Source organism: Amycolatopsis rhizosphaerae (assembly GCF_007713715.1).
GTDB lineage: Bacteria > Actinomycetota > Actinomycetes > Mycobacteriales > Pseudonocardiaceae > Amycolatopsis_E > Amycolatopsis_E rhizosphaerae.
On record NZ_VJWX01000212.1, the window covers coordinates 1 to 11725 of the forward strand.

The 11725-nt window shown below is 67.7% G+C and carries 10 protein-coding genes and 1 pseudogene; 4 read left to right on the plus strand and 7 right to left on the minus strand.

All coding sequences use genetic code 11. The features are described from left to right. The 7 genes and pseudogenes from FNH05_RS20540 to dnaA form a co-directional block, all read right to left on the minus strand. Positions 1–298, minus strand: a 298-nt coding sequence (locus FNH05_RS20540; protein ID WP_281287622.1) for a DNA gyrase subunit A, incomplete at its 3' end; no start/stop codon positions are given. Positions 299–362: 64 nt separating this feature from the next. After that, entirely contained in the window at positions 363–2330 is a 1968-nt protein-coding gene (gene gyrB, locus FNH05_RS20545) for a DNA topoisomerase (ATP-hydrolyzing) subunit B (protein ID WP_144590336.1), read from the minus strand. Positions 2331–2539: 209 nt separating this feature from the next. Next, entirely contained in the window at positions 2540–3061 is a 522-nt protein-coding gene (locus FNH05_RS20550) for a DciA family protein (protein ID WP_246127858.1), read from the minus strand. Positions 3062–3281: 220 nt separating this feature from the next. Beyond that, positions 3282–4436, minus strand: coding sequence for a DNA replication/repair protein RecF (gene recF, locus FNH05_RS20555; protein WP_144590337.1), 1155 nt, complete (start codon positions 4434–4436; stop codon positions 3282–3284). A 33-nt stretch (positions 4437–4469) separates the two neighbouring features. Continuing rightward, positions 4470–5363, minus strand: a pseudogene (gene gnd / locus FNH05_RS20560) (phosphogluconate dehydrogenase (NAD(+)-dependent, decarboxylating)); the annotation flags it as partial. A 25-nt stretch (positions 5364–5388) separates the two neighbouring features. After that, positions 5389–6522 carry a DNA polymerase III subunit beta gene (gene dnaN / locus FNH05_RS20565; protein WP_144590339.1) on the minus strand — a complete coding sequence of 378 codons (1134 nt, stop codon included), beginning with the start codon at positions 6520–6522 and terminating at the stop codon, positions 5389–5391. A gap of 763 nt (positions 6523–7285) precedes the next feature. Continuing rightward, complete coding sequence (dnaA, locus tag FNH05_RS20570) at positions 7286–8956, minus strand: chromosomal replication initiator protein DnaA (protein ID WP_144590340.1); 1671 nt, start codon at positions 8954–8956, stop codon at positions 7286–7288. A gap of 512 nt (positions 8957–9468) precedes the next feature. On the opposite strand from dnaA, the gene rpmH reads away from it, so the two are divergent. Genes rpmH through yidC form a run of 4 tightly spaced genes read left to right on the plus strand, consistent with a single transcriptional unit; the run spans position 9469 to position 11593 of the window. Continuing rightward, a complete protein-coding gene (rpmH, locus tag FNH05_RS20575) occupies positions 9469–9612 on the plus strand; it encodes a 50S ribosomal protein L34 (RefSeq protein ID WP_027941633.1) in 144 nt (47 codons plus the stop codon). 22 nt (positions 9613–9634) lie between these two features. Then, positions 9635–10174: a ribonuclease P protein component gene (gene rnpA, locus FNH05_RS20580; RefSeq protein ID WP_144590341.1), complete on the plus strand. Its 540-nt coding sequence runs from the start codon at positions 9635–9637 to the stop codon at positions 10172–10174. Next, positions 10171–10488, plus strand: coding sequence for a membrane protein insertion efficiency factor YidD (gene yidD, locus FNH05_RS20585; protein ID WP_144590342.1), 318 nt, complete (start codon positions 10171–10173; stop codon positions 10486–10488). The genes rnpA and yidD overlap by 4 nt, the downstream gene beginning before the upstream one ends. Positions 10489–10492: 4 nt before the next feature. Continuing rightward, complete coding sequence (gene yidC, locus FNH05_RS20590; protein WP_144590343.1) at positions 10493–11593, plus strand: membrane protein insertase YidC; 1101 nt, start codon at positions 10493–10495, stop codon at positions 11591–11593. Positions 11594–11725: the final 132 nt, after the last annotated feature.

The window sequence follows — 11725 nt, forward strand, 5'->3', positions numbered from 1 at the left end:
AGGGCTGGGCCAGTCGCACGAGTGCGTCGTAGATCGCCGAGTCACCGTGCGGGTGGTAGTTGCCCATCACGTCGCCGACGACCCGCGAGCACTTGTTGTACCCGCGATCCGGCCGGAAACCCGAGTCGTACATCGAGTAGAGCACGCGGCGGTGCACCGGCTTGAGGCCGTCACGCACGTCCGGCAGTGCCCGCGACACGATCACGCTCATCGCGTAGTCGATGTAGGAGCGCTGCATCTCCTGCTGGATGTCGACCGGTTCCGTGCGGTCGTGCTCCGGTGGCAAGGTTTCCGTCATCGTGTCCTTCTCGTGGAAAAGCTGGGTGTGTGTCCGCTATGGACGGTGGCGCGGCGGGTAGCGGCTACACGTCGAGGAAGCGGACGTCCTTGGCGTTGCGGGTGATGAACGAACGGCGGGCTTCCACGTCCTCGCCCATCAACACGCTGAACAACTCGTCGGCGGCCGCCGCGTCGTCCAGGGTGACCTGCAGCAGCAGGCGGCGCGCCGGGTCCATCGTGGTCTCCCACAGTTCCTCGGCGTTCATTTCACCGAGACCCTTGTACCGCTGGATCGCGTCGTCCTTGGGCAGCTTGCGCCCGGCCTGCACGCCGGCGGCGATGAGGCCGTCCCTCTCCTTGTCGGAGTAGGCGTATTCCGGTTCGGACCGCGGCCACTTGATCTTGTACAGCGGCGGGCAGGCGAGGTACACGTGGCCGTGCTCGATGAGCTGCGGCATGAACCGGAACAGCAGGGTCAGCAGCAGCGTCCGGATGTGCTGACCGTCCACATCGGCGTCCGCCATCAGCACGATCTTGTGGTAGCGCAGCTTCGACAGGTCGAAGTCGTCGTGGATCCCGGTGCCCATCGCGGTGATCAGCGACTGGACCTCGGTGTTCTTGAGCACCCGGTCGATGCGGGCCTTCTCCACGTTGATGATCTTCCCGCGGAGGGGCAGGATCGCCTGGAACCGCGACTCGCGGCCTTCCTTGGCCGAGCCGCCCGCGGAGTCGCCCTCCACGATGTAGAGCTCGCACTCCTCCGGGTTGGTGGACTGGCAGTCCTTCAACTTGCCCGGGAGACCGCCGATGTCCATCGCACCCTTGCGGCGCACGAGGTCCCGCGCACGCCGCGCGGCCATGCGGGCCTGTGCGCTGGACACCGACTTGTTGATGATCGTCTTGGCCTCGGTGGGGTTGCGCTCGAACCAGTCGGCAAGCCACTCGTTCGTCTTCGTCTGCACGAAGGACTTCGCCTCGCTGTTGCCCAGCTTGGTCTTCGTCTGGCCTTCGAACTGCGGCTCGGCGAGCTTGATCGACACGATGGCCGCGAGGCCCTCGCGCACGTCCTCACCGGAGAGGTTCTCGTCCTTCTCCTTGAGGAGCTTCTTGTCTCGGGCGTAAGCGTTGACCACCCGGGTCAGCGCGGCGCGAAAGCCCTCTTCGTGGGTGCCGCCCTCGTGCGTGTTGATCGTGTTGGCGAAGGTGTGCACCGACGCGGTGTAGGAGTTGTTCCACTGCATCGCGACTTCGACCTCGAGCCCGTCGCCCTTGGCGTCGAACGAGATCACGCTGCTGTGGATGGGCTCCTTGCTGGCGTTGATGTGGCGGACGAAGTCCTCCAGGCCGCCGGGGTAGTAATAGGTGCGTTCCTTCACCCGGGCCTGCTGGCCGACGGCGTCGGTCTCCGCCTCCTCCTCCGACACCCGCTCGTCGCGCAGCACGATGGTGAGGCCCTTGTTGAGGAAGGCCATCTCCTGGAGCCGGCGCGCCACAGTCTCGGCGTTGTAGGTGGTGGTCTCGAAGATTTCGGGGTCGGCCCAGAACGTGGTGGTGGTACCGGTCCTGTCGGTTTCGCCGAGCTCCTTCAGCTCCCCCGGCTCCGAGTGGTCGTACCGCTGCTGCCAGATCTTCCCCTCGCGGCAGACCTCCACCTCGAGCGCGGTGGACAGCGCGTTCACGACGGACACGCCGACGCCGTGCAGGCCGCCGGAGACTGCGTAGCTCTCACTGTCGAACTTGCCGCCCGCGTGCAGCACGGTGTGCACGATCTCCAGCGTCGACTTCTTGTGCACCGGGTGCTCCTCGACGGGAATGCCCCGGCCGTTGTCGACGACGCGGACGCCGCCGTCGGCGAGCAGCGTCACCTCGACCCTGGTCGCGAACCCGGCCATCGCCTCGTCGACCGAGTTGTCCACCACTTCCTGGATCAGGTGATGGAGACCACGCTCACCGGTCGAACCGATGTACATACCGGGGCGCTTCCGGACGGCTTCGAGCCCCTCGAGCACGGTGATGGAGGATGCGTTGTAGTCGTTCTGCTTCGCTGCCACAGGCCTGCTTTCTCCTCAGTCTCGCCCAAGGGATCCCCACTCCCCTCTTCATTCTACTTGCCCAGGTGCGCTGACATACGGCAAGGACACCTCTAGTTTCGTCACAGAGCCACGAATTCGAATTCGGATGAGTGCCGAGGTGGCCCTGCGTTAGGTCGAGGCATCAGGGCGCGTTCAGTGTCAGCTTGTCAAGCGTCGACGAGCCCTACTCAGCCATAGGTGTCACGAGGGCCTCGGCCGGGTATGTGTCTGGCCCCCTTGCGCCAGCTCGGTGCCGTCGGCCCGTGGATCCGCATCCGCTTCACCACGCCGTGCCCGACCGCGTCCGCGATCTTCGTGAGCAGCTGCCCCTGGAGCAGGCGGAGCTGCGTGGCCCAGGCGGTGGAACTGGTCTGCACGGTGAGCTCCCCGTCCTTCAGCGAGACGGGCTGCGCGTGCTCGGCCACCTCTTCCCCGACCAGTCGGGCCCACTGGCCGAACACCTGGCCGTCGGCGAGCCGCGCACCCCAGCCCCGCTCGGCCGACAGGCGGGAGACCAGCCGGCCCAGCGGCTGGGGATCCCGCGGATCGGCGCCGGAACCGGACCAGCGGCGGCGCCGGGGATTCTGGGTGAAGTCGGTGGCCTTTGCGCGCTTGCGCACCCCGGGCTCCGCGCCCCGGGCCTGCGCCTTGGCCCGCGCGGCGGCCAGCGCCGACCGCGCCAGGTCACGGCCCGACAGCGGCTGCTCCACCCCCAGCGGGAGGTGACCCTCCGTGACCGATAGAGTGTCCGAGTTCGGGTCGACACCCACTCGGGGCCCCCGATCGGAGGTTACGGCCAACCCGTTCGGCCGCTTGACTACCTCCCGCGATAACCCAGTCACCGTGTTATCCACACTATCCACAGGCTTATCCCCAGATCGGTGGGTAACTTCTGTGGCGCCGGTCACCAACGATCGTTCCTGTGCCCCCTCAGACACGCTTGACCTCCCCGTTCGAGATCGAGAACCGCGTTCCCGTCAGCTCCTCGGGCACGTCCTCATCCACCGCGGCCGTCACCAGCACCTGTTCGGCACTGGCCGCCACCTCGGCCAACCTGCTTCGCCGACGCTTGTCCAACTCGGCGAACACGTCATCCAGCAGCAGGACCGGCTCCCCGGTCTCGCCGCGCAGCAGTTCGTAGGAACCCAGCCGCAACGCGAGTGCGAACGACCACGACTCGCCATGACTGGCGTATCCCTTGGCCGGCGCCTCGCCGAGAACCAGCTCGAGTTCGTCACGATGGGGCCCGACCAGGCTCACCCCGCGCTCGAGTTCGGCCTGCCGCACCTCCGACAGCGCCTCGACCAGGATACCGCCCAACCGCTCGGAATCGGCCCGTTCACCGCCTGGCACGCCGTACCCTTCGGGAAGCGCCTCCCCGAGGCTCGACCGATAGGAGATCCTGGCCGGCCGCGAGTCCGGCGCGACCCCGGCATAGGCAGCGGCGGTGTACGGCGCGAGATCGGCGACCAGGTCGAGCCGGGCCGCCAGTAGCTGGGCCCCCACCGAGGCCAGGTGGTTGTCCCAGACCTCGAGGGTGGAAAGCGCATACGGATCTTCCCGCGCTCCCTTTCTCTTGCCCGCCGTTTTCAGCAACGCGTTGCGCTGGCGCAGCACCCGTTCGTAGTCGGCACGCACCCCGGCCCAACGCGGGGCGCGCAACACCAGCAGTTCGTCGAGAAACCGTCGCCGCTCACCCGGGTCGCCACGCACCAGCGCGAGATCCTCGGGAGAGAACAGCACCGTCCGCAGGATCCCGAGGATGTCGCGGGGCTTGCCGACCGCCCCCCGGTTGACCCGGGCGCGGTTGGCCTTGCCCGGGGTGATCTCGAGTTCGATCGTCAGTTCGCGGTCCTCGTTGACCACGGCGGCGCGCACCAGCGCACGCTCGCAACCGTGCCGGACCAGCGGCGCATCGGTCGCCACCCGGTGCGAACCGAGGGTGGCGAGATACCCGATCGCCTCGAGCAGGTTGGTCTTCCCGCGCCCGTTGGGGCCGACCAGCACGGTCGCCCCCGGGGTCAGCGGCAGGTCGGCGTGCTCCCAGGAACGGAAGTCGGTGACCTGGAGGTGTCTCAGATGCATGACTCTCGGCGGTGCGCCCGGTGCACGCCCCTACTACTCGGCCTTCTTGACGGCGTGCCCGCCGAACTGGTTGCGCAGCGCCGCCACCGCCCGCATGGCGGCGGAATCCTTCTGGCGTGACGAGAAGCGTGCGAACAGGGCGGCCGAAATGACCGGCGCGGGCACCGCGTTGTTGATCGCTTCCTCCAGGGTCCACCGGCCCTCGCCGGAGTCCTCGACGTAGCCCTCGAGGTCGTCGAGGTCCGGGTCCTCGTCGAGCGCGCGCACCAGCAGGTCCAGCAGCCAGGAGCGGACCACGGTGCCGCGCTGCCAGCCCTTGATCACCGCGGGCACGTTATCGATCACATGCGCGGCTTCCATCAGCTCGAAGCCCTCGGCGTAGGCCTGCATGATCCCGTACTCGATGCCGTTGTGGATCATCTTCGCGTAGTGGCCCGCGCCGATCGAACCGGCGTGCGAGAAGCCCTCTTCGCGCGGCCCTTCCGGGCGCAGCGCGTCGAAGACCGGCATGGCGCGCTCGACGTCTTCCTTCGCACCACCGACCATCAGGCCGTAGCCGTTCTCCTTGCCCCAGACGCCACCGGAGACGCCACAGTCGAGGTAGCCGATCTTCTTCGCCGCGAGCACCTCGGAGTTGATCTTGTCGTCGGTGAACTTCGAATTGCCCCCGTCGATCACCAGATCGCCCTCGGACAGCAGCTCGGCGAGCTCGGCCACGGTGTCCCTGGTCGGGCCGCCGGCCGGAACCATGATCCAGACCAGCCGCGGGGCGGCGAGCTTCGACACCATGTCGGCGAGGGAGGAAGAGTCACTGACCGCTTCGTTGCGGTCGTAACCGACCACCTCGTGCCCGGCGGCGCGCAGCCGCTCGCGCATGTTGAAGCCCATCTTGCCAAGGCCAACGAGTCCCAGCTGAACCATCGATGTTCCCCTTCGTTCCTGGCGTTTTCGATCAGCCTGGCAGACGGACCGGCATCAACAGGTAGAAGTAACCAGGAATGACCTGGCCCTGTTCGTCCGCCGGTTTGATCAGTGCCGGCCGGTTGGCGGTGGTGAACGTCAGCTCGGCCCGATCGGCGTGCAACGCCCCCAGGCCGTCGGCGAGATAACCGGGGTTGAACGCGATGGCCACCGGGTCGCCCTCGTACTGCACCGGCAGCTCTTCCTCGGCGCTCCCCTCGTCGTCGCCGCCCGCCGACAACCGTAGCGAGCCGTCCGCGAACTCCAGCCGCACCTGGGTACCCCGCTCCGCGACCAGGGACACGCGCTTGATCGCGTCGGACATGGGGCCGACCTCGACCACCGCACGCGAGGTGTACTGCGAAGGAAGCAGCTGCCGGTACGGCGGGAACTCCGCGTCCAGCAGACGGGTGGTGGTGTAGCGCCCCGAACCGGCGAGCCCGAGCAGGCCCTCGCCACCGGCCAGGCCGAGGGAGACGGGCGCGCCACCCGCGCCGAGCGACTTGGCCGCTTCGGCGAGCGTGCGGGCGGGGACCAGTACCGAGGCGTCGGCCAGCCCCTCGGCGGGCTTCCACGCGAACTCGCGCAGGGCGAGGCGGAACCGGTCGGTGGCCACCAGGGTGAGCGATTCGCCCGAGATCTCCAGGCGCATCCCGGTGAGCATCGGGAGCGTGTCGTCCTTGCCTGCCGCGACGGCGACCTGGGTGACCGCGAGACCGAAGACGTCGCCCGCGACCTCACCCGCGAAGGCGGGCTGCGCGGGCAGCGACGGGTAGTCCTCCACCGGCATGGTCGGCAGGCTGAACCGCGCGCTGCCGCAGGTGATGGTGGCGCGGGAGCCCTCGACGGAGATCTCGACCGGCTGAGCGGGCAGCGACTTGGTGATGTCGGCGAGGAGCCTGCCGGAGACCAGCACGCGCCCGCCGTCGGCGATGGTGGCGGGAACGCCGACCGTGGCCGACACCTCGTAGTCGAACCCGGACACGGTCAGGGCGTCGGTCGTGCCGTCGGATCCGGCATCGAGCAGGACACCGCCGAGGACCGGGACCGGAGGCCGGGACGGAAGGCTGCGTGCCACCCACGCGACGGCATCGGCCAGCCCGTCACGCTCGACGCGGATCTTCATACGCCCATCCTTTCGACAGCCGAGCCGCCCCTGCGCTCGAGAAGGTCGATAACGGCCCTGGTCCGAACGGGGAACGGTGTGTTGGCCAGGGAGCTGAGTCATGTGCGGTATGGCCCGCGGCGCCGGTGTCGCGACGACGACGGGCTTGGGTGTGGACCTCCACGTTAGAACCTCACCCTCCGCGCCGTCACTCGGGGCCGACCATCGACTTGTCGACAAGTCTCCAGATTTGCGTCGTTCGTCCACAGCCCCTGTTTTTCCGTTAGGAGATTTTCTTGAGGAGAAGAAAGGCAGTAACAGTAATAGGGGGTGTGGATTGTGTGGACAGAGCTTGTTTTCGCAGCTCACCCCGCGTGCGGGCCTGTGGATGACTGTGGGTAAGTCCGGTGGATAACTCGGGCCGTCCGTGGACAACTTTTCGGCGCCCACAGACTGTCCACAGTTGTCCACAGTTGTCCACAGATTCATCCCCAGTTGTGGGCCGAGTTGTACCCATGGTTGTGCCCAGGAGTGGAGGGACGCGGTTCACCCCCGAGGGCGAGCGAGATCCACATTCGATGCCCGCTCGTTATCGTGATCACACGAGCAAGATAGCCCGAAGCGGCGAATTCCCTTATCTGGAGCGGAGAATCGCGGCACACCGCGGCAGTGGCGTCCGCGCGGGACTGTCCATCTTGTACGGAGCCGGGCGGTTGCGGACGCATGCGAACGGCCGGCGGCGCGCTGGGACGCGGTGCCGGCGAGAGAGGAAGGGAGTGCGGCGCTACTGGCGCGCGCGCTGCTTGATACGGAAGGTCAGTTCCTGGACCTGGTCGTAGATCCGGCGACGCTCGGCCATTTCCTTGCGGATTTTCTTGTCCGCGTGCATCACCGTCGTGTGGTCACGGCCGCCGAATGTCTGGCCGATTTTGGGCAGCGACATGTCGGTGAGCTCGCGGCACAGGTACATCGCGATCTGGCGGGCCGTGGCGAGCGCCTTGGTCTTACCGGGGCCGCAGAGGTCGTCGATGGTCACGTCGAAGAACTCGGACGTGGCCGCCATGATCGTCGGCGCGTTGATCTCCGGCGCCTGCGAATCGGGGATCAGGTCCCGCAGCACGATCTCGGCGAGGCCGACGTCGACGGGTGCCTGGTTCAGGGACGCGAATGCCGTGACGCGGATGAGCGCGCCCTCGAGTTCCCGGATGTTCGCTTCGACGCGGGAGGCGATGAACTCCAGCACGTCGCCCGGCACCGCCAGGCGGTCCTGAGCGGCCTTCTTGCGGAGGATCGCGATGCGGGTCTCCAACTCGGGCGGCTGGATGTCGGTGATCAGACCCCACTCGAACCGGGTGCGCAGCCGGTCCTCCAGGGTTTCCAGCCGCTTCGGCGGCCGGTCCGAGGACACCACGATCTGCTTGTTCGAGTTGTGCAGCGTGTTGAAGGTGTGGAAGAACTCCTCCTGGGTTCCTTCCTTGCCCTCCAGGAACTGGATGTCGTCGACCAACAGGATGTCGATATCCCGGTAGCGCCGCTGGAAGGCCACCTTGCGGTCGTCGCGCAGTGAGTTGATGAAGTCGTTGGTGAATTCTTCCGTCGACACGTACCGCACCCGCATGCCGGGGAAGAGCCGCTGCGCGTAGTGCCCCACCGCGTGCAGCAGGTGCGTCTTGCCCAGCCCCGACTCACCCCAGATGAACAGCGGGTTGTAGGCGCGCGACGGCGCCTCGGCCACGGCGAAGGCCGCAGCGTGCGCGAACCGGTTCGAAGCGCCGATGACGAAGGTGTCGAAGGTGTACTTCTCGTTCAGCCGCGTCTTCGAGGTCTGCGGCTGGGCAGGTGCCGTATAGGGCTGCCCAGCGATCGGCTGGCCGGAGAACATCGGCCAGATCTCGTGGGCCGCGGCGAGCGCCTCGCCTTCCTCGTCGACCTCTTCTTCGGCATCGTCCTCGGCGAGATGCTTCGGCGCCGGTTCGGCCGGTACCCCTCGGCGCCGCAACGGCGGGAGCAACGTCTCTTCCAACGGTGGCAGCGACGGCGGCAGTGAGGGGTTCAGTGACGGGTTCAGCGACGGTTGCAGAGCGGGCGGCAGGGCCGGCTGCATCGAGGGCAACGTCGGCGGATCGAGGGGGTTTTCCCCCCGCGCGGGTGAAGGCGCGTACTGGGCGGTGCTCGGCGGCGGGGGCGCGACCTCGGCGGTGTCCACCTTCACCGCCAGCGACACGGGTCTGCCGAGCCGACGTGAGAGGGCGTGGGTGATGGGCTCGCGCAGCGCGCGTTCGATGGCTTCCTTGGCGAAATCGCTCGGAGCGGCGAGCAGGGCCGTACCGTCGAGCAGGCCGATCGGCCGGGTCACACGCATCCAGGCCCGCTGCTGCGGGGAAAGCGTCCCGTCGGACAGCTCCCGGACCACCTGCTCCCAGACGACCCCCAGATTGATCTGGTGCTCGGACACCGACTCCGCTCCCCTCCCCTCATCGCCCCGGACGACCGTCGAATCCGGCCACGCAGGCTCCATGGCGCGACGTCAGGCTTCCGGGCGAAACCGGGCAGCGTCCATCCACAGAGTTGTCCACAACTGTGCACTAATGTACGGCGGCTCGTCGCGACGCCACGTGCGGGTCGCAACCTACGCCAGACAGCCCCTCCACACATTCCGACGGCGCCGGGCCCCGCGATCGGGTGACTCAAGGGGAGACACGCTAACAAGTACCGGCGGGATCCCACAAGGCGCTCGGGCGCAAGGATGGCACGGGCCCGCGAACCGTGGCCATCCGGTCCCCGTCCGTGTTTCACCGGGGCCGGTTGGCAGGGCCGTTCGGACACTGCGTACCCTCGTAAGGTCTCCCGCTTGCGGCGGGCACCTTGGGCTGTCCACAGCGTGTCCGCGTTCGCGATGGCCTCGGGAGGCAGCAGACCTGACGGTGGCGCTGTCACCGGTATGTCGAGACCAGGAGAAGCAGAGTCGTGAGCAAGGGTAAGCGCACTTTCCAGCCGAACAACCGCCGACGCGCCCGCACGCACGGATTCCGGCTGCGTATGCGGACCCGCGCCGGCCGGGCGATCCTGGCGGCCCGTCGTCGCAAGGGCCGCGAGAAGCTGTCCGCCTGATCGCGGCTGATCGAGGCGCGCAGTGCTGCCCCCTGCCGCACGACTGCGGCGCAGCGAGGACTTCCGGGAAGTGATGCGCCGGGGTTCTCGCGCCGGGCGGCGGCGCCTCGTGGTGCACGCGCTGTGGGCTTCGGACGAGCAGACCGTCACGGCCGTGTCCTCCCCCGGGGAGACACCGGCCGAGGCAAGCTCGTCGCTGCCCACTCCATCGCCGCTCCCCGTGTGCCCCACGGAGCGGTCCACTGCCGACGAACCCGTCCGCCCGAGTCGTGCCGAACTGACGGCGCGGAACGTGCGGGCGGGTTTTGTGGTGAGCAAGGCCGTTGGCAACTCCGTCGTCCGTCATCGCGTGAGCCGACGGCTGCGGCATCTGGTCGCGGCCCGGCTCGGAACTGTCCCGCCCGGCAGCTCGTTGGTGATTAGGGCCCTCCCGCCAGCCGCCACGGCGTCCAGCGCCGAGCTCGGCGCGGACCTCGACGCCGCCCTCAGGCGGCTGAGCCAGTCACCGAACCGACGAGCGGCCGGTTCGCCCGAGCGCACGCATGATGGGTCAGCGGTGTGAACGAACCCACGACCGCCCACGACGACGAGGCACGTGAGGCCACTCGCCCAGGCCCGGTCGCCCGGCTGTTGCTACTCCCGATCCGGTTCTACCGGAAGTTCATCTCTCCCTACCTCCCGCCGAGCTGCCGCTTCTACCCGAGCTGCAGCACGTATGCGGTCGAGGCCCTGACCCGGTTCGGCGCCGCCCGAGGTTCCTACCTCGCGGTGCGCCGGCTGTTGCGCTGCGGCCCGTGGACCATGCCCGGCCGCGATCCGGTGCCTGAGACCTTCTCCTGGCGCCACACCAGACCTGGTATGTCAACCGAGGAGTAGCTCAGTGCTCGACTTCATCTACTACCCCGTGTCCTTCATCCTGTGGTGTTGGCACAAAGTCTTCGGGTTCGTCCTGGGTGACACCAACGCTGTCTCCTGGATCCTCGCGATCATGTTCCTGACGTTCACGGTCCGCGGCATCATGTTCAAGCCGTTCGTGAACCAGGTCCGGTCGATGAAGAAGATGCAGGAGTTCACGCCGGAACTGAAGAAGATCCAGAAGAAGTACGCGAACGACCGGCAGCGCCAAGCGGTGGAGATGCAGAAGCTCCAGCGCGAGCACGGGGTGAACCCGCTGGGCAGCTGTCTGCCGATGCTGCTGCAGATCCCGGTGTTCATCGGTCTGAACTGGGTGCTCCGCGCGTTCACCATCAACCCGCACCCCGGCACCCCGAAGACCAACAACTACTTCTTCGACCAGCAGGGCGTCGAGTCCTACGTCAACGCGAAGCTGTTCGGCGTCAACATGGGTGACGCGATCCACCACGCCGCGGTGCTGGGTGGCACCGGAGGTGGCTGGAACTGGCACGTGGCCCCGGTCGCGGTGCCGCTGATGATCCTCGCGAGCGTCCTGACCCACCTCACCGCGAGGCACTCGGCGGCCCGCCAGAACCCGGCGCAGGCCACCCAGCAGACCGCGATGATGCAGAAGCTGACGATGTACGTCTTCCCGCTGGGCGTGCTCGTCTTCGGTGCCTTCTTCCCCATCGGCCTGCTGGTGTACTGGCTCTCGAACAACAGCTGGACCCTGATGCAGCAGCGCCTGGTCTACACGAAGATCGACAAGGAAGAGGCGGCCGCGAAGGCCGCCGCCGCGGAGAAGCGTTCGGCTCTGGCCCCGAAGCCCGGTGCCAAGCCGAAGCCGGGTCAGAAGCCGGTGCAGCCGAGCAAGGCGGCGACGCAGGACGCCGCGGAGGACACGGAGAAGAGCGAAAGCGCCGAGACGACGAAGCCGTCCAACGGCAAGCGCAGCGCGAAGGCCGGATCGCCCCACCAGTTTGCCCAGCAGCCACCGCGCCCCCAGGGCGCGGGTGCGCAGCGGAAGAAGCCGGCGGCGGGCAGTAAGAACTCTGGACAGAAAGGCTCGGGGCAGAAGCGTCGCTGACGCGAGTCCCGGGAGAGGAGACGAATCATGGCGGAAACGGTCGAAGCGATCGGCGCCGAACAGGACAGCCCTGCGGACGAGAACGAGGAGTCCGCTCCTACCGGTGCCGATCTGCTCGTGCAGGAGGGCGAC

Coding starts and splice junctions, on each gene's coding strand:
- dnaN (WP_144590339.1), bottom strand. CDS start 6,522: ATGAAGATCCGCGTCGAGCGTGACGGGCTGGCCGATGCCGTCGCGTGG.
- recF (WP_144590337.1), bottom strand. CDS start 4,436: ATGCATCTGAGACACCTCCAGGTCACCGACTTCCGTTCCTGGGAGCAC.